Genomic DNA, 17,681 nt, shown 5'->3' on the forward strand with positions numbered 1-17,681 from the left:
AACTCTCCAATAAATTGTGAGTTGATTAGCTCATAATGTCTTTTTGATAAAAAGACTAAAACGTTGACGTTTTGTTCGTTCAGTTTTCAAAGAACTATCTTGTCGCTCAGAAGCGACTTTTCTAATATAACATGTGACGTTTTTGATGTCAACATATTTTTTCAAAGCATATCCGTCAGCAGCTCTTAGTAATTCACAACAAATTGCAGCGACGGATATAAATATAACAAGTAAGCTAAGAAAGGTCAATAGCTTATTTAACTTTTTTACGATAATTTTTTATTAAGTTTGTAATATCGATGATAGACACCCTTTCCCTTTGTCTCAATAGGTACAATTTCTATGATGTTTCTATCTATTAGATATTCAAGAAGCATACCTAAATCAACGGCATAAAGCTGCAATTCTTTTTGATTCATCATTTCATTAATGGACCAGAACTCTTTTTCAGAAAGAACATCTACTAAATGACTGATTCCGCTTTTAATTTTTGAGTGAATGAGAAATTCACTCGCAAGAAAAAGCAATTCTAATCGTTTATCAAACGGTTCATGACTGCTAACAAGCTCTTCATATAATTTCAAGATTTCCGGTTCAATTTGTTTAATCTGCTGCCAAACTGTAACCTCGGGATGGAATCCTTGTTCAATTAAGGCAAGTCTTGCAAGGTGGTGGAGGGAATGAACTACATGATTATACGCGTCCAAATAATGGCCATTTTCAAAGAAGGCTTTCCCGTCCATATAACGGCGGATTAATTTTGCAAATTCTATTCCCATTTTTAATTTACGGCCATTGAATGGGAAGTCTCTTAATTCAGTATTTATCTTGTGAAAATACTCATTACGTTCAAATATTACTTTTCCGTTATATAGCCAATCAAAGATTTTTTTGTTAGTGCCAAGTAAAAGCCATTCATTTAGCTGCTCATCGGTAATCATATATAATGCTGCTTTTTGATTGTTATAGGTATAATGTTTCACATAAACTGGTGAATCAGCTTCCTTCACTAAAATCAGCAAAACTACATCGAACGTATCTGTTGCTGGTACATTCTTTTGCTGCTTCTTGACCATTAGTACCCCAAGTGTATTTGCTTGACTTGCTCGTTCTTGATAAATCGGGCGGAGAATGTCTTCCATCATAATTCCTCCATTTTATTAAAATTCCATTGTCTTCACAGTTTCTTTTTTTCGTCTGCTTAATGTTTAATATTATTTCGTTGAAACCTTAAAAGGTCTGTATAAAATATTACTTCGACAATTTTTTCAATTAATCCTTCTTTAATTAAAAAAGAAAGCTAATCACTTTTCAATTCTTAATCGTAACATTATTTAAGAATATTAAGCGCTTGAATGAAACCCCACATATTTTTGTTATTATCTTTCATTTGATGTGATATAGTTGTTCATTGGGAGGGACATTATGGCTAAATATTCAAATAAAATTAATAAAATTCGAACTTTTGCTCTCAGTTTAATATTTGTTGGCTTCATTGTAATGTATCTTGGGATCTTTTTCAGAAGCTCCGCTTTGCTCATGACTATTTTTATGCTTTTAGGAATTCTTTTTATCATCGCTAGTACAGTAGTATATTTTTGGATTGGAATGCTTTCAACAAAAACAGTCCAAGTTATCTGTCCAAATTGCGGCAAACACACGAAGGTATTGGGCAAAGTTGATATGTGTATGTATTGCAACGAACCGCTCACACTTGATCGGAGTCTTGAAGGTAAAGAATTTGATGAAAAGTACAATAAAAAATCTCGGCCACAATAAGCCGAGATTTTTTTCTTCAGAACTAATAAATAAAATAAGCTGTCAGCACTTTGGCTAGCAGCTTTGTTTGATTAATGCGCTTCTTTCGCTGAACATTCTGGACAGCTACCGTATATCTCCATGCGATGATGACTAATTTTGAAGCCAGTCACATGGGACGCTAGTTGTTCGACTTCATCAAGTCCAGGATAATGGAAATCAACAATTTTTCCGCATTTTTCACAAATAACATGATAATGATGCGTGGTTACAAAATCAAACCGACTTGAAGAATCACCATAAGTTAATTCTTTTACAAGTCCAACCTCACGAAATACTCTTAAATTATTGTAAACTGTTGCCACACTCATATTCGGGAACTTCCCTTCAAGCGCTTTATAAATATCGTCAGCTGTTGGGTGTGACATTGAGTTTATTAAATATTCAAGTATCGCATGACGCTGTGGTGTAATGCGAACCCCAGTATCCTTTAAAGTCTCCAGCGCTTCTTTTAAATGAATCTGCGCCACCGCCATGCACCTCTTTTCTAACAAGAATTATTACTTTATAATCTTTATAAATAGTTTACTAATTATTAATCACTTTTGTCAACATTGTAACCTACAATACGGGAAACCTAGGGATACTTTTAAAAGTTGCCCCTCCTTCATATTTTATCCTTGATTTAATATATGTCTGTTTACAATATTTATAAATAAAAAAAGCGAATCTGTTAAGATCCGCTTCAAAATATATCTGAGGAGGTATGCCCTAATTAAATGATATTCAAAACAATCTAATATGAATGGACAAAAGCCTTGTTAGCAAAAAATAGGCCTGAAAAGTTTTATTGCAGATTAAGGGGCTTTAAGACTCCCGCTTCAAGAAGCTGTGGAAACAAGAGAATTCCAAGCGGGAGATCCAACAGCCCGTAAAGGGCCGACGACAGACAGGATGTCCTAGTTAGGCAAAACCGCAGGACAAGGTATACTGCCGCAGCTATACATCGCACGACCAAAAGCAGAGCTTTTTGGAGGACGTGGCGCTATGAACTTTATTATGAAAGGTTTTCTTTAATAAACTGAAGCGCTTCTTCTACATGCCCCTTCACTTTCACCTTTCTCCATTCCTTTACTAACTTTCCTTCTTTATCGATAATGAATGTAGATCGTTCGATTCCCATATATTCCTTGCCAAACATTTTCTTTAGCTTCCAAACATCGTAAGCTTCTGCAGCCTTATGCTCCTCATCGGCAAGCAGGATAAATGGCAAATCATATTTTTCAATAAATTTTTCATGACGGCTAATGGGATCAGGGCTTACTCCGAGAATGACTGCATTCAAATCAGAGAAATGACTATATTGATCGCGGAAATCACAAGCTTGTGTTGTACAGCCAGGAGTCATATCCTTTGGATAGAAATATAAAACGATATTTCTCCCACGAAAGTCAGAAAGTTTGATCTCGTCTCCATTACTCGCTTTAAGTGTAAAATCTGGAGCTAATTCTCCTATAGAAACCATCGTTATTCCTCCTAAATGCTTTTCCTTAAGCCTATCCAATTTTGGCAGGAAAAACAATTAGTATGCCTTGCGTCGTCAGTTGCCCACAAAATCTTTGGTACAATCAAAAATTGACATAGCTATAGTTTCTTCTCCATTTCGAAAACAGCCCGAAATACAAAAGCAGCCGGAATTGTATAACCAATTAAAGCCTCGAGCACCGCAATCATTCTGCCTATTCCAATTGGAGCTATATCACCATATCCAACGGAAAAGAGGGTGACTGCACTAAAGTAAATACCTGTTTCTAATTGTACAAGAAAATCTCCGTCTAACCCGGCAGTTCCTTCCATAAATATAGAATAACCCTTATTTTCAAGAAGTGTATATATTAGCCCGAAGCCAATCATGACCGTTAAATATATAAACGCTAAATAGATAAAGTTTTCAAAACTGACTTTCTTTCCTTTTATTTTATGCGGCAAAAATAATGTCCTCACACTCATGATTATGCAAAGGACAATTAATATAAGGGATAAATAAAAAACCATACCTCATCCCGCTTTCCTCTAGGCATCTGTTAAACTATACGCTTTTGAAAGAAGCCATATGACAGCTTGTCAGCCAAAAAGAGTCGCAATTATGAAACGAAGCGCTTCTGTTATAAAACATGTTAAGATAAGAATGGTTTATTTACCTATTGAAGGAGGATTTAAATGCAGTTTACAAATTCAGAACGTATACATAAAGAGGCACTTGAACATATTGTCGGCGGAGTGAACAGTCCTTCCCGTTCTTATAAAGCTGTTGGCGGCGGTGCACCAGTGGTCATGGAAAGAGCGCAAGGAGCTTATTTCTGGGATGTGGACGGTAATCAGTATATCGATTATTTAGCCGCATATGGACCGATTATTACTGGGCATGCCCATCCACATATAACGGAAGCCATCAAAAAGGCTGCTGAAACCGGCGTTCTCTATGGCACACCAACACCTCATGAAGTGAAATTTGCTGCCATGCTAAAAGAAGCGATGCCAGCATTAGAAAAGGTACGCTTCGTTAACTCCGGAACAGAGGCTGTCATGACAACGATTCGTGTAGCACGTGCCTATACAGGCAGAGACAAAATCATTAAATTTGCTGGCTGCTACCATGGACATTCTGATCTCGTTCTCGTTGCAGCTGGTTCAGGTCCATCAACACTTGGCACCCCAGATTCAGCTGGAGTTCCAAAAAGCATTGCTCAAGAAGTTATTACGGTTCCATTTAATGATATCGAACCATTTAAAGAAGCTCTAGATAAATGGGGACATGAGATTGCAGCCGTCCTTATAGAGCCGATTGTCGGAAACTTTGGGATTGTTGAGCCAAAACCTGGTTTCTTAGAACAAATAAATGAATTAACTCATGCGGCTGGTGCGCTCGTAATATATGATGAAGTGATTACTGCATTCCGCTTTATGTATGGTGGCGCACAGGATCTATTAGGTGTGACTCCGGATTTAACCGCGATGGGTAAAATTATCGGCGGCGGATTGCCGATTGGTGCATACGGCGGTAAAAAAGAAATTATGGAAAAAGTAGCTCCATTAGGACCAGCCTACCAAGCCGGAACAATGGCGGGAAATCCAGCGTCCATTTTATCTGGAATTGCTTGTCTTGAAGTTCTTAAGCAAAAGGGTGTTTACGAATATCTTGACAGATTAGGCGCTATGCTCGAAGAAGGAATTACTACAGCTGCAAAAGAATATAATATCCCTATAACAATCAATCGCTTAAAGGGAGCATTGACGATTTTCTTTACAGAGGAAAAAGTCGTTAATTACGAACAAGCTGAAAATACAGATGGCGAAATGTTCGCTAAGTTCTTTAAGCTGATGTTAAATCAGGGAATTAATCTTGCACCATCCAAATATGAAGCTTGGTTTATTACAATTGCTCATACAGAGGAAGATATCGCAGCGACAATCCATGCGGTGGAAAATGCCTTTCTATCATTAAGAGATGAATAATTAATTTGTTCAGTCATAATAATTTAGGAGCGATCAGTCGCTCCTATTTCTAAATTTCTTCAATTTATTTGAGATGTCTGTTAAAATACTATTTTGTTTAATAATATTTAGGTTAAATAAATGGTCATCAATAATATGATATAAATAGCCTATTTATAAAAACAGAAGCTGCCCCTTCTGAAAGAAAGGAAACAATTAAGTATGAAGCTTGGCGCCCGCATATTGAAAACGGGAATCGCAATTATTCTTTCATTATTTTTATCACAAGTATTTCATCTGCCATCTCCAGTCTTTGCAGCGATTGCGGCAATCTTTGCTATTCAGCCGACTATCTATCGCTCATTTCTATCGATTATAGAACAAGTGCAAGGAAATGCGATTGGCGCAATCATTGCTGTTGTCTTTGTCCTTTTATTCGGCAATGATATGTTCATTATCGGGTTAGCAGCAATCATCGTCATCACGATCAATCTAAAGCTTAAAATCGAAAATACGATTGGCCTAGCTCTCGTAACGATGATCGTTATCATGGAAACACCAAGCGATGAATTTATTCAATTTGCCATTATTCGCTTTTCTACTGTTATGCTAGGTGTATTTTCGGCTTTTGTTGTTAATCTGTTCTTCTTGCCGCCAAAATATGAAAAAAAGCTTTATTTTAGCATTTCGGATATTACTGAAGAAACAACAAAATGGATCAGGCTAACGATTAGACATGCTTCTGAGCATAAACTGTTACAAAATGATATTGGCAAAATGAAAGCAGCTGTCAGAAATCTTGATCATCTTTATTTAATGTACAAGGAAGAACGAAACTATCTAAAAAAAGACACATTACCTAAATCACGAAAGCTCGTCATTTATCGGCAAATGATATCGACTGTCAAAAGATCTCTTGAAATCTTGCGGAAGCTGCATCGCTTTGAAAATGATCTTCAAGAAATGCCTGCTGATTTTCAGGCAACCGTGAAACAGCAGCTTGACTCTCTCATTCATTACCATGAGCATATAATGTTAAAATTTATAGGGAAAGTTCGTCCACATTTGGTAGATAACGAAGGGGATATTTTTCTAAATAGAAAAGAACTGTTCAATCTATTTCTATCGCAAAAAGTGGAAGCCAATATCGAAGACGAAGCTGTTTTATCGCATAACATGCAAATCATATCGGCCATTACTGACTACAGTGAACAGGTCGAGCATCTCGACAAATTAATTACAAGCTTCCAAACCTACCATACAAAAACGAATGAAATGACGATTGAAAAATGAGTATGAAAAAGAGCATCGGGAACGAACGATGCTCTTTTTTTCTGTTAATTTTCAAGCTGCTGCACTTGAAAAAGCTTATAATAATTACCTTGCTTTTTCATTAATTCTTCGTGGCTGCCTATCTCTGATATTTCCCCATGCTCAATTAAAATAATTCGGTTTGCATGGGTAATGGTTGATAGTCTGTGGGCAACAATAAAGGTCGTTCGATCTTTTGCTAAATATTCAAGTGCTTCTTGGATTAGATGCTCACTTTCTAAATCTAAAGCTGAAGTTGCTTCATCTAAAATTAAAATAGGCGGATTCTTCAAGAAGATTCTAGCAATGGCTACTCGCTGCTTCTGTCCTCCAGACAGTTTTACGCCGCGCTCTCCCACTTTTGTATCATAGCCATTTGGTAAATTCATAATAAACTCATGAGCATTTGCGGCCTTGGCTGCTTCGATCACTTCTTCGTTAGTTGCATCTGGTTTTCCAAGAAGGATATTAGACTTAACTGACTCACTAAAGAGGATATTATCTTGCAAAACCATGCCAATTTTATCTCTTAAAGAACGAACTTTAAACGTACGGATATCCTTTCCATCGAGCATGATTTTTCCCTTTGTTACATCATAGAATCTTGGGATTAGTCCTACTAATGAAGACTTTCCTCCTCCACTCATCCCAACGAGTGCTATCGTTTCGCCTTTTTCCACATTTAAAGAAATATCTTTTAGAACTGGCTCTTCTTTTTCGTCATAAGCGAAGCTCATATTGACAAAATCGATATCTCCTTTAACATTTTTACATTCCACTGCATTAGGCGAATCATCGATATCGTATTTTTCATCAATTAATTCAAATACCCGATCCATCGATGCAATGGATTGAGTTAATGTTGTGGATGAATTTACGAGTCGTCTTAACGGATTATATAATCTGTCAATGTAAGCGATGAACGCCATCATTGTCCCTGTTGATAAATTCCCTTGAATAACTTGGTAACCAGAATACCCAATAACTAGCAGTGGGGCAATATCCGTTATTGTGTTAACAACTGCAAAGGCTTTAGCATTCCACTTCGTATGATCAATAGCTTTTGTTAAAAAGTTCTCATTTTGCTTATCAAATTGAGTTTGCTCGTAATCTTCAATTGCGAAGCTTTTAATAACAGCCATTCCTTGAACCCGCTCATGAAGATAGCCCTGTACCTCCGCAAGTGCTTGCGATCTAGCACGTGTAAGTTTTCGTAAATTACCAAAAAAATATTTTACGGAAAAGCCGTAAAACGGAAAAAGTATTAAAGAAACAATCGTTAATGTAATGTCCATTTTTAGCATAATAATAACTGCTATGATAATGGTAGCAATATCAAGCCATAAATTCATTAATCCAGTAATAACGAATGTTTTTGTTTGTTCGACATCATTGATGATTCTTGAAATAACTTCTCCCGCTCGTGTATTGGCATAATATTTAAAGCTTAGCTTTTGAATATGGGTAAAAAGCCTGTCACGAATATCATATAATATTTTACTAGCTACCCATTGGGCAAAATATTGGCGGTAATATTCAATTGGCGGTCGAATAATTAGAAAAACAAAAATCATGATGCCCATTATTTTTAATAAAGTTGTTGCTTGCTCAGCATTGCTCATATCTGGATTTCCGATAATATCATCGATTACATATTTAATTAGTAACGGGATTAATAGGGGAATCGCAAATTTAATGATGCCAATAATGAGTGTGACGATTATTTGAAGACGATACGGCTTAACGAACTGCATATAACGCCGAATACTTCCCATCTTCCTCCCCCTCTCTTTCGTTTCAACATCTAAAAACCTGTTGAATGATCAACAGGCATCGTTTCGGTGCTTCATCCATTTTAGCGTCGGTATGTAAGGTATCTCTCATACCAAATATCAATAAAGTCAGGTGCAAATGGACCCTTCCTTTGGCGAATCCAATAAATTAATTGATCTACATTGGATTTTAAGATCCGATCTATGGGCTCGGGATAATTCATTTCCTTCCGATGCCGCTCATACTCATCTTCATCAAGCAAATTGAAGGTCATATCCGGATAAACCTTAATATCAAGATCATAATCAATATACTTCACCGCTTCTCCGTCAAAAATAAAGGGTGAACTAATATTGCAATAATAATAAATTCCGTCCTCGCGAATCATGCCAATTACATTAAACCAATATTGCGAATGAAAATAACATATTGCTGGTTCTCTCGTAATCCACGTTCGTCCGTCCGATTCCGTTACAACTGTCCGGTCATTCCCGCCAATGACTAAACTTTGTGTACCTTTTAAAACGGTTGTTTCTTCCCAGACGCGATGGATGTGCCCATTATGTTTATAGCTATGAATTTGTACTGGTTCTCCTTCTCTGGGTACGGCCATTCATTTTCCCCTACTTTCATCAATCCCGGGCTTTGCAACCTATCTACAATCAAATGCTTGTCTTCAAATTGGGAGAAGCAATTGCCTTATGGCAGGTCATGGAAATAACTAACACCCCCGCCACTCCATTCTCCAATTAATTTTTAATATTAAAGGCAACAAAGAACGAATCCTTTTTTCTATTATTATAACGGTTTAACAAAGAATTTAAAACAAAGAGCCATTGAAAATCGTCAATGGCTGAAAGAAAAGAAATATAGGTTAAAAATTAGGCACGGTTTCTCCTAGACGGTGACCTTCATATTTTGATATGAACGAATCACTTCCTCTGTTTGGCTTTCAAATAGTTGGTGTATCTCTTTTAATTCGCTCCGTAAACTGGCTATTTCAAATTGAATACTTTCAAGCTCTGTTTCTTGCACTAAACAATTCAGTTCCTCTTCTATTTCTTCACAGCGTTCTAGTTCGGATTGGAGAAATAATAGTTTTTCCATTGTTCGCATTTGTTCCGACACTAAATGATTAAAGGTTTTCATTTCTGCACCACCGTCCTGATAATTTGTCTTTTTTATGTATTCGCCCATAACCTTTCCATTCCTTTGACTACTTCTGTTGATTGGATGGAAGTTTTGTCGAAAAGATATTGTGAGATCAAATGGGTTAGAGGGAGTTACTTTTCATAAATGTGGAAAACTCGCGATTGATGATAGCAAGAAGCACTTCTTCATCGCGTCTAAGCGTTTTAACATGCAAAAAAAGAAGGCACCCTTTCGATTAAAGAGCGCCTTCCATCCATACTATTTAGCGGCTTTGACGGCCAGCGTTTTGACCTTTGCGAGCTTCAGCTTGCTGATTTTGTTGTTTAACCTCTTGAGCATTCGTTTCGCTAGCAAACTCTGTACCGAATTGGCCCCCGGCACCAGCACCTGCAGATTGTGCGTTTTGTTGTCTAACTTCTTGAATATTAGTACCAGCTTGAGATTGATTTGGTTGTTTTGCCATAATTATCACCTCCACGACATTTAATTTAACCAAGCACAGAAAAAATATCCTAAGATTTTAAAAAACAATTGAACGTAAAAAAATGAGGATTGAAATTTATTTGTTTCTTTCGAATCATAAAGATTTACCTGAAGTCCTTTCTCCTTTTTCAATGTATATCTATCATTCGAGATTCGAACAATACTATTAGGTTTAGTGAAAGGAAGAGGATTATGTACAACGGACGAGATATGACTGAGCTCTCAATGATGGCAAAAACAGATTGGAATAACGATGAGCTAACTTATTTTCATCATTCCTTTCAGCAAATCGTCCCATATTTAAATGCAGAGGGACAAACGATTCAAAGAGAAATTATAGAGGAAATCCAAAATCGCGGCGGGTTAATGAAAACGAAGGGGAAATAGTGGAGGTTGAGACAGGTGAAAAAGTGATTTTTGATGGCGTTAGTCCAGTGGGATTATTGATGACGGACATTTCGGCTCAATTTAGTGGTTTGAGTGTCCGTTAGTCCACTGATAATGGTCACTTTGACGCTTCTTTGTAACTGATATGTCCGTTATGACAATGATAACGGACACTTCAAGATATCTATGCAACTGAAATGTCCGTAATATCATCGATCACGGACACTTCGAACTATCTACGCAACTGAAATGTCCGTTATATCGTTGATAATGGACATTTCACCCAAAAAAACAGATGAAATGTCCGAACAAAAAAGGTGTCTAATACTTTCCAAATGAATTCCTTGCTCTCACACTTCGCTTTCTAAAAATTTCTGCCAAATTTTTTGATGAGAAACAGAAAAAGCATATTGGTCAATTTCATCCTTAGAAACTAATTTTAAATCATCCGCTTCTTTCATATCTGCAGCAACTTTTCCTTTATAAGCATTAATATTCCATGTCAAATGCGAGAACACGTGCTCAATCTGGCCGATCATTTCGTTTACACGAACTTCCGCATGAAACCCTTCTATCATTGATTCCTTTAACTGGTCAGTTTCGTGCTCGTATGGCAATAAAATTTCGATATTTGGAAACTCCCATAAGTTTGCCAGCAATCCGCTTTCATCTCTTTTATGAATAAGAACTCGGCCGTCTTCATCGGTAAAAACTGCAGCTGCAATGCGAACTTGGCGATGTTTTTTATTTTTTGTTTTTATAGGCAGTTCTGTCGTTGTTCCTTCGTGAAAAGCATGGCAATGGTCACGAACTGGGCATAAAAGGCATTTTGGTGAGGTCGGTGTGCAAATTAATGCACCAAGCTCCATTAAAGCTTGGTTAAAGAAAGATGGATTTTCGTGAGAAATAAGCTCTCGTACTGCCTGTTCAAAAATTTTTCTAGTTGATGCCTTTGCAATATCCTCCCAAATCGAAAGGATTCTTGACAAAACCCTCATCACATTCCCGTCCACTGCTGGTTCAGGAATCCCGTAGGCAATACTCAATATAGCTCCGGCTGTGTAAGGGCCTACCCCCTTTAATGTTGAAATCTCTTTCGGATTATCTGGCACCTTTCCAGCGTATTTTTCATGGACTTCCTTAACGGCGAATTGAAGATTTCTAGCCCGCGAATAATAGCCAAGTCCTTCCCAAGCCTTCAGCACTTTATCCTCTTCTGCCTCAGACAATGCTTTAATTGTGGGGAATTGTTCAATAAAGCGATGGAAATAAGGGATGACCGTATCAACACGCGTTTGTTGCAACATTATTTCAGATACCCATACTTTATACGGGTCTTTGTCTTTTCTCCATGGCAAATCCCTTTGCTCTGCCTCAAACCACCCTATTAAGTCCTCCTGAAAACCATGTTTATCTATCTGTTTTAATGGATTATTATTCAATGCTTCTCCTCCTGATAATTGTAAAAAAACTGCAACCTTTAAAAGGTTTAACATATGTTATAATGGGAAAAATAAATTGACCTATTATCACAGATTAACGGGCTAATAAGTTCAACTAACATTCAGTGATCCCCACTGAATGAAGTTTCACTAATATATTTAACCATATTTAACTTGTGAAACAAGTTATATTGTTTTTAAGTTAAAAAAAGGATTTATTAGGGGGGATATCCTCTTGGATACAGGTACACATATCGTTATGGGTCTTGCTTTAGCCGGGATAGCCACTCTTGACCCTGTTGTTGCGGAAAATTCAGCAACGACAACAAGCGTGATGATTGGAGCCATCGTTGGTTCACAAATACCAGATATAGATACAGTGCTAAAATTAAAAAACAATGCAGTTTATATTCGGAATCATCGCGGGATTACTCATTCTATTCCTGCTGTACTCCTCTGGCCGATGTTGCTAACTGCCGTTATTTACCTTTTCTTCCCTGGAGCAAACATACTCCACCTTTGGCTATGGACATTTATCGCAGTATTTCTCCATGTATTTGTTGATATATTTAATGCCTATGGGACTCAGGCTTTGAGACCATTTTCCGCAAAATGGGTCGCATTAGGAGTAATAAATACGTTTGATCCCTACATATTCGGGATTCATATTGTTGGGCTAGTCATATGGGCTCTTGGAGCACATCCTGGTTATACATTTATTCCGATTTATATCCTGCTGATCTTCTATTATTTGCTTCGCTTTAAGGCGCAAAAGAAAGTGCTCACAGAAGTGAATAGAATGATCCCTAATGCAACGGAAATTATTATTGCTCCTACCATGAAATATAATAAATGGCGGATAGCAGCTATGAATAAGCATCAGTTTTTTGTTGGACGTGCGGAAAATAATAATGTAAATATCATTGACCATTTTAATCGTGTTCCTGTACCCAAAACTCCTGTATTAGAAGCTGCCAAAAAAGATAAAAACCTCTCCGCTTTTCTATCCTTTTCTCCCGTGTATCGGTGGGAAATCGATGAATATGATGATTATTATGAGGTACGCTTTATTGATTTGCGATACCGCAGCAATGACTACTATCCATTTGTTGCTGTTGTGCATTTAAATATGGATTTAGAGATCATCACGTCTTACACTGGCTGGATTTTCAGTGAAGAAAAGCTCCGCAAAAAACTCGATATCATTCCGGGATAGCCCGAAAAATGCCCTGCTTCTAAGCGGGGCATCATTGTTAATGAAGCTTTTTCGGATCTTGTTCCAACAAATGTTTATATTTTGAATTATGAGCAACAAATTCATGCAGCTTATCCCCATAGTTTTCAATCCATTGAGTGACAACCTTTGCTGTCATTTCGCTTCCTTTATATTCCCGCCCTGCTTTTGCATACGTTGCTTCGAAATCCTCCCATAAAAGCTCGACCCATGTTTGTGCAAGACTTGCAGAAAGTTGCTCATTTTTCTCAAGCAGCCTTTCAAATAATCTTTTCTGATATTCGTTCATCCTTTCACCTCTTTCCAATTACTAACCATCATACTATAAGCGCAAAAACGAATACTATATATACGTGATGAGCATTTGCTTATCGCTCTTGCTTTTCACGTTTTTGATTCCATGGCAGGAGGCGGCTGAATTATGCGTAATAAAGCAAGAAACTTCCCGAATCAAAACAAGAATAAGTTTGGGGGTGAGCCCCGTGCGAAAGCAGAATATGCTTCAACTCGGGCTAATGGAACGATCAATACACACCCTCAAGAAAGAATGAGAGCATCAACAAACCGTGACAGTGATACACCTGAATTCTAACTTTATTCAGCTGCAATAGTGTTCCACTTCTTAGTTGTGAGATGTATGCGAACATGTTCCCATTCAATTAGGGATTCAAATCACAGCTGAGTAAAGTTAGCCTCCGGCGGATGCCTCAGATTTTTAGAGGAATTTATCGAGCAAGCTCGATAAAAATCTAGGCGCAAATACGCCAAGGCGAATTTGATATTGAAATTGAGGAGGCTGGCTGATGGCAAAACCGCGGAATTTCTTTAATTCAAAAATTAATGCTCCAAATTTCCGTCCAAAACATGCTTATAGGCAAATAAACGGGGAAACTCAGCTTACACAAAACCTCGTCATTTTAGAGGCAGAAACAAGGAAACGTTCATAGGTAGTAAAGAAAAGCGGAGGCGCCTTGTAAAGGAACATCGACTAAAAACCGCCACGTCCTGTGGCGAACGTCGATGTCAGCACATCCTGTGCAAGTCCGACAAGCATAAGACAAGCCAACGAGAAGGTTGTACTTTAACCTTCTTGATGGATTGGCTTATGACCTCGAGGGGCTAGGCGCTGGAGCTAGACAACTGGAGAGAGGAATATTCTTCCTCTCTCAGTTTTTTTTCAGCATTGAAATTGGCAGTGCCTCTTCCCCTTCACTGCCAGATAACCGGAATCCCCAAGCAAATACACCATTCATATAGTCAATTTTAAAATAAGCTCCAGGTGCTCCTTCTATTTCATATATTTCTCCGGCTTTATAATCGTCGGGATTTAATAAATAGGCTTTAGCCATGACAGCTTTTCTTTCTAAAACAGCATACTCATTAACCATGCCCATTTGCTCCGCTTTTCTTGCCTTTTCATTTAGCTGGGCTATTTCTTGTTGAAGCTCATACGAAGTCATTTCACTATAACGCTTTTCCTGCATAACATCCACACCCTCGTCTATTCTAAAAATATCATCCATACTAAAGTATATTGAAAAATGTATAATTAGAAAAGGAAATAAAGTTATTGAGGAGGCGAAGAAGATTTTGAAATCAATCATCATTACTGGCGCTGGGTCAGGCTTAGGTAAAGAGCTTGCTTTATTATACAGTCAAATGGGGTATCATATCCTGTTGACTGGGAGAACTTTAGAAAAATTAAAGGCAGTGGAAGACCAAATTAATACGCAAAAAGGACAAGCAAGTTCGTTTAAGGTAGATATTACCTCTCCTTCAGAAATTAATGAGTTTATGAAAGTGGTTAGCAGTGAGTTTAAGCTTTATGGGCTGATTAACAACGCTGGAACGGGCTACTTTGGACCTTTTGAATCCTTAGAGCGACAAAAAATGAAGGAAATGATGGACGTTAATGTGTTTGGAACTTTGAATATGTCCCAAGTATTTCTTCCTGCTATTAAGGAAGGGTTTGTAATGAACATTATTTCAACGGCAGGACTTAGAGGAAAAAAGAACGAAGCAGGATATTGCGCAAGCAAATTTGCTGTTCGCGGTCTAACGGAAAGCTTGCAAAAGGAATATGAACAATCTGACATCCAGATAAAAGCCGTTTATATGGGCGGAATGGACACACCTTTTTGGGATTACTCCGACCATATAAAGGATAAATCACGGCTGCAATCCCCAGGAAAGATAGCCCAAATTATTGTGAATAACTTTGAGAAAGATACAATAATTATAGAAGCAAATACGTAAAAATAGAGACCCCGGTGATGAAGTCGGGGTCTAAGTCTCTTTTAGTTCAGCGATCACATCTTCAATTAATTCCATTGAAAAGCCTTTGCGATACAATGTTTGTTTCATTTTTTGTTCATATTCAAAACCGTTTAAGCTGGAAAATTTCCGGTGTGCCTTCTCCGCATAGGTTCGCAATGCGGCTATTTCAACATCTACTTCCTTTTCCATTTCGGTTTCGGCAATCGCTGCTTGAATGATTTCCAGCGGGTAGCCTTTTCTGTATAACAGCTGTTCTAGCTTTTGCTTCATCACTCTCGAAGAATCACGCGTATTCTTTTGAACAAATTTTTCACACAGCTTAAGCGCGGCTGCAAATTCATTCTCATACGGGTATTCTTTCATGGCAATATCAATTAAGTTCTCTGCGATCCCTTTTTCTCGTAACTCTCCCCGAATCACTTCGGACCCTTTGTCTGTTGTGTTCATCAATGTCCGGACAAATGCAACGGCAAATTCTTGATCATCTAAAAAACGGTATTCATATAATTTATGAATGACTTCTCGAATGACAATTTCATCCACATCTTTGTCAGCTAAATGCTTGCGAACTTCCTTCTCTGACCTCATTCTTCTTGATAAAAACTGAATCGCGGTATTATACGATTTGCGAATATCATCCTGATATGCTATTTCCGAAATGGAGAATTCATCTAGCTCCATTCCCTTTTTCAATTGATGCTTAATTAATACATCTTCATCCACACTAAATGCATATTTATCGTCTAAAAAAACATTGTAACGATCTGTTCTCTTTTCCTGCATAGAAATTTTTGTTATTGTAGGCATCTTAATCACCTCAACATTAATGTACCATAATTAATAAAGGATTTAAGCAATAGATAAAGAACACTTAATGAAAATAGAAATTTTTACGAAAGGAGAATAAGTACAATGAAAATTGTTTTGGCTGGTGGTACGGGGTTTGTTGGTCGAACTTTAACAAAGGAATTAGAAAAGTCCGGGCACGAAATTTTTATCTTAACAAGAAATGTAAGCCAAAGAAAAAACACAGAAGCTATTACATATGTGTCTTGGCTAGAAAAAGGAAATCATCCAGAAGAAATTTTGGAAGGAATAGATGCCTTCATAAATCTTGCTGGGGAATCGATTAATAGCGGAAGATGGACGGAAAGCAGAAAGAAAAAGATTTTAGATAGCAGGCTTTCAGCAACTAGAGAAGCCCTAAGGATTTTGAGGCGCTTGAATAAAAAGCCACATGTGTTCATTAATGCAAGTGCAATTGGATATTACGGTACTTCTTTTACGAAAACCTTTACAGAAAAATCTTCTGAAAAGGGAGAGGATTTTCTTGCTACTACTGTTCAGCAATGGGAAGTTGAGGCTTTAAAAGCAAGAGATATGGGGATACGTACTATTTGCTCCCGCTTCGGTATAATTCTTGATCAAACCGATGGGGCACTTCCAAGGATTGCCTTGCCATATAAATTATTTGCTGGAGGCACGGTCGGATCAGGCGAGCAGTGGGTTTCTTGGATTCACCTTAAGGATGTTGTGAATGGGCTCTTATATGCACTGGAGAATGAAGAACTAGAAGGCCCTGTAAATTTCACTTCACCATATCCTGTTTCAATGAAGGAATTCGGGAAATCGCTGGGCCAAATTCTACATCGGCCACATTGGATTCCCGCGCCCAGTTTTGCTTTAAGGGCCGTTTTAGGTGAAATGAGTCTCCTCATACTAGAAGGTCAAAAGGTCCTTCCGACAAAGCTAAAGGAGAAGGGCTACCCATTCCTATTTGAAAAATTACAAGATGCTTTAAAAGATATTTACTAAAACTTGGTATCATTCTTTTCATATAAGGAAAAAATAATATTGGTGTGAATTTTTACCTTAATTTCTTGAAAGGGTGATCCAATTGGATAAGAAAACAAAGGATAAAAAGAAGCGATCTCTATCAGCTACGCAGGAGGTACTATATTCCCGCGAATTTAAAATGGCGGACCGGGCTGGCGGTTATGTTGATCGACCAAAGCATTAACTTCCAACTATAGATAAAGGCAAGATAGTAAATAATAAAGTACGGAAGCATCTATACAGCTTTCCGTACTTTATTGTTGAAAGGGGCTTTTGCAATGGGACGTTCACGCGGACAGAGATCTCGAGGCAAAAATAAAGCTTCACTTCCACAAGTACCAAAGAACATGAAATCGGATGGAATCGACGAAGAATTTTCACAAGAGCTTGCTGATCAAGCTGATCTTGAAGCACAAGCTCGCGCAAATGCTGCCAATCAAAGGGTTAAAGGTAAACAGCGAAAATCTTAATTAGAAATACGGAAGCGCCTTCGGAACAATCAAAGAACAATCGTTCCTGCGATAATTAATCGC

Annotated in this window: 23 protein-coding genes; 11 read left to right on the top strand and 12 right to left on the bottom strand. The window is 37.7% G+C overall.

Features of this window, described 5'->3' with window-relative positions; genetic code table 11:
• Nucleotides 1-266: 266 nt before the first annotated feature.
• The gene (locus F7731_RS25100; RefSeq protein WP_151537511.1) at nucleotides 267-1,142 is read right to left on the bottom strand and encodes a nucleotidyltransferase-like protein; all 876 of its coding nucleotides are present in this window, start codon (nucleotides 1,140-1,142) and stop codon (nucleotides 267-269) included.
• 283 nt (nucleotides 1,143-1,425) lie between these two features.
• On the opposite strand from F7731_RS25100, the gene F7731_RS25105 reads away from it, so the two are divergent.
• Nucleotides 1,426-1,779: a YgzB family protein gene (locus tag F7731_RS25105; protein ID WP_151537512.1), complete on the top strand. Its 354-nt coding sequence runs from the start codon at nucleotides 1,426-1,428 to the stop codon at nucleotides 1,777-1,779.
• Between the two features lie 71 nt (nucleotides 1,780-1,850).
• On the opposite strand, the gene perR is transcribed toward F7731_RS25105, so the two are convergent.
• The 3 genes from perR to F7731_RS25120 all read right to left on the bottom strand — a co-directional run bounded on the left by perR (nucleotide 1,851) and on the right by F7731_RS25120 (nucleotide 3,813).
• Complete coding sequence (perR, locus tag F7731_RS25110; RefSeq protein WP_170289801.1) at nucleotides 1,851-2,288, bottom strand: peroxide-responsive transcriptional repressor PerR; 438 nt, start codon at nucleotides 2,286-2,288, stop codon at nucleotides 1,851-1,853.
• 527 nt (nucleotides 2,289-2,815) lie between these two features.
• Nucleotides 2,816-3,283 (bottom strand): thioredoxin-dependent thiol peroxidase, encoded by a 468-nt coding sequence (bcp, locus tag F7731_RS25115; protein WP_151537514.1) that lies wholly within the window; start codon nucleotides 3,281-3,283, stop codon nucleotides 2,816-2,818.
• A 119-nt stretch (nucleotides 3,284-3,402) separates the two neighbouring features.
• A complete protein-coding gene (locus tag F7731_RS25120) occupies nucleotides 3,403-3,813 on the bottom strand; it encodes an ion channel (protein ID WP_151537515.1) in 411 nt (136 codons plus the stop codon).
• Nucleotides 3,814-3,978: 165 nt separating this feature from the next.
• On the opposite strand from F7731_RS25120, the gene F7731_RS25125 reads away from it, so the two are divergent.
• Together F7731_RS25125 and F7731_RS25130 are read left to right on the top strand one after the other, a co-directional pair.
• A complete protein-coding gene (locus F7731_RS25125) occupies nucleotides 3,979-5,274 on the top strand; it encodes a glutamate-1-semialdehyde 2,1-aminomutase (RefSeq protein ID WP_151537516.1) in 1,296 nt (431 codons plus the stop codon).
• A 201-nt stretch (nucleotides 5,275-5,475) separates the two neighbouring features.
• Entirely contained in the window at nucleotides 5,476-6,546 is a 1,071-nt protein-coding gene (locus F7731_RS25130; RefSeq protein ID WP_151537517.1) for an FUSC family protein, read from the top strand.
• Nucleotides 6,547-6,590: 44 nt separating this feature from the next.
• On the opposite strand, the gene F7731_RS25135 is transcribed toward F7731_RS25130, so the two are convergent.
• The 4 genes from F7731_RS25135 to F7731_RS25150 all read right to left on the bottom strand — a co-directional run bounded on the left by F7731_RS25135 (nucleotide 6,591) and on the right by F7731_RS25150 (nucleotide 9,952).
• On the bottom strand, nucleotides 6,591-8,339 hold the full coding sequence (locus tag F7731_RS25135) for an ABC transporter ATP-binding protein (protein WP_151537518.1): 1,749 nt from the start codon (nucleotides 8,337-8,339) through the stop codon (nucleotides 6,591-6,593).
• Nucleotides 8,340-8,419: 80 nt separating this feature from the next.
• On the bottom strand, nucleotides 8,420-8,950 hold the full coding sequence (gene ntdP / locus F7731_RS25140; RefSeq protein ID WP_151537519.1) for a nucleoside tri-diphosphate phosphatase: 531 nt from the start codon (nucleotides 8,948-8,950) through the stop codon (nucleotides 8,420-8,422).
• A 284-nt stretch (nucleotides 8,951-9,234) separates the two neighbouring features.
• The gene (locus F7731_RS25145) at nucleotides 9,235-9,486 is read right to left on the bottom strand and encodes a YgaB family protein (RefSeq protein WP_151537548.1); all 252 of its coding nucleotides are present in this window, start codon (nucleotides 9,484-9,486) and stop codon (nucleotides 9,235-9,237) included.
• 265 nt (nucleotides 9,487-9,751) lie between these two features.
• Nucleotides 9,752-9,952, bottom strand: coding sequence for a gamma-type small acid-soluble spore protein (locus tag F7731_RS25150; RefSeq protein ID WP_151537520.1), 201 nt, complete (start codon nucleotides 9,950-9,952; stop codon nucleotides 9,752-9,754).
• A 212-nt stretch (nucleotides 9,953-10,164) separates the two neighbouring features.
• Here F7731_RS25150 and F7731_RS25155 point away from each other — a divergent pair, with 212 nt between their 5' ends.
• Nucleotides 10,165-10,359: a hypothetical protein gene (locus tag F7731_RS25155; protein ID WP_151537521.1), complete on the top strand. Its 195-nt coding sequence runs from the start codon at nucleotides 10,165-10,167 to the stop codon at nucleotides 10,357-10,359.
• Nucleotides 10,360-10,709: 350 nt separating this feature from the next.
• On the opposite strand, the gene mutY is transcribed toward F7731_RS25155, so the two are convergent.
• Nucleotides 10,710-11,801 carry an A/G-specific adenine glycosylase gene (gene mutY / locus F7731_RS25160; RefSeq protein WP_246197445.1) on the bottom strand — a complete coding sequence of 364 codons (1,092 nt, stop codon included), beginning with the start codon at nucleotides 11,799-11,801 and terminating at the stop codon, nucleotides 10,710-10,712.
• 235 nt (nucleotides 11,802-12,036) lie between these two features.
• Here mutY and F7731_RS25165 point away from each other — a divergent pair, with 235 nt between their 5' ends.
• Entirely contained in the window at nucleotides 12,037-13,017 is a 981-nt protein-coding gene (locus F7731_RS25165) for a metal-dependent hydrolase (RefSeq protein ID WP_151537523.1), read from the top strand.
• A 37-nt stretch (nucleotides 13,018-13,054) separates the two neighbouring features.
• Here F7731_RS25165 and F7731_RS25170 read toward each other — a convergent pair whose 3' ends face one another.
• Nucleotides 13,055-13,324 carry a YfhJ family protein gene (locus F7731_RS25170; protein ID WP_151537524.1) on the bottom strand — a complete coding sequence of 90 codons (270 nt, stop codon included), beginning with the start codon at nucleotides 13,322-13,324 and terminating at the stop codon, nucleotides 13,055-13,057.
• A 132-nt stretch (nucleotides 13,325-13,456) separates the two neighbouring features.
• Between F7731_RS25170 and F7731_RS25175 the strand changes: the two genes are divergently transcribed.
• Entirely contained in the window at nucleotides 13,457-13,627 is a 171-nt protein-coding gene (locus tag F7731_RS25175) for a small, acid-soluble spore protein K (RefSeq protein WP_151537525.1), read from the top strand.
• Nucleotides 13,628-13,838: 211 nt separating this feature from the next.
• Nucleotides 13,839-13,982, top strand: a complete 144-nt coding sequence (locus F7731_RS25180; protein ID WP_151537526.1) for a YpzG family protein — start codon at nucleotides 13,839-13,841, stop codon at nucleotides 13,980-13,982.
• A 219-nt stretch (nucleotides 13,983-14,201) separates the two neighbouring features.
• Here the strand turns inward: F7731_RS25180 and F7731_RS25185 are convergent, their stop codons facing one another.
• Nucleotides 14,202-14,519 carry a YfhH family protein gene (locus F7731_RS25185; protein ID WP_151537527.1) on the bottom strand — a complete coding sequence of 106 codons (318 nt, stop codon included), beginning with the start codon at nucleotides 14,517-14,519 and terminating at the stop codon, nucleotides 14,202-14,204.
• A 106-nt stretch (nucleotides 14,520-14,625) separates the two neighbouring features.
• On the opposite strand from F7731_RS25185, the gene F7731_RS25190 reads away from it, so the two are divergent.
• Complete coding sequence (locus F7731_RS25190; RefSeq protein ID WP_151537528.1) at nucleotides 14,626-15,291, top strand: SDR family NAD(P)-dependent oxidoreductase; 666 nt, start codon at nucleotides 14,626-14,628, stop codon at nucleotides 15,289-15,291.
• A gap of 30 nt (nucleotides 15,292-15,321) precedes the next feature.
• Here F7731_RS25190 and recX read toward each other — a convergent pair whose 3' ends face one another.
• A complete protein-coding gene (recX, locus tag F7731_RS25195; protein WP_151537529.1) occupies nucleotides 15,322-16,119 on the bottom strand; it encodes a recombination regulator RecX in 798 nt (265 codons plus the stop codon).
• A gap of 105 nt (nucleotides 16,120-16,224) precedes the next feature.
• Between recX and F7731_RS25200 the strand changes: the two genes are divergently transcribed.
• The 3 genes from F7731_RS25200 (at nucleotide 16,225) to F7731_RS25210 (ending at nucleotide 17,618) form a co-directional block, all read left to right on the top strand.
• Nucleotides 16,225-17,127 carry a TIGR01777 family oxidoreductase gene (locus F7731_RS25200; RefSeq protein WP_151537530.1) on the top strand — a complete coding sequence of 301 codons (903 nt, stop codon included), beginning with the start codon at nucleotides 16,225-16,227 and terminating at the stop codon, nucleotides 17,125-17,127.
• A gap of 82 nt (nucleotides 17,128-17,209) precedes the next feature.
• Nucleotides 17,210-17,332: a YfhE family protein gene (locus tag F7731_RS25205; RefSeq protein WP_151537531.1), complete on the top strand. Its 123-nt coding sequence runs from the start codon at nucleotides 17,210-17,212 to the stop codon at nucleotides 17,330-17,332.
• Nucleotides 17,333-17,426: 94 nt separating this feature from the next.
• Entirely contained in the window at nucleotides 17,427-17,618 is a 192-nt protein-coding gene (locus F7731_RS25210; RefSeq protein WP_151537532.1) for a YfhD family protein, read from the top strand.
• Nucleotides 17,619-17,681: the final 63 nt, after the last annotated feature.

The sequence above is a fragment of the Cytobacillus depressus genome (genome assembly GCF_008923245.1).
In the GTDB taxonomy this organism is placed as follows: domain Bacteria; phylum Bacillota; class Bacilli; order Bacillales; family Cytobacillaceae; genus Cytobacillus; species Cytobacillus depressus.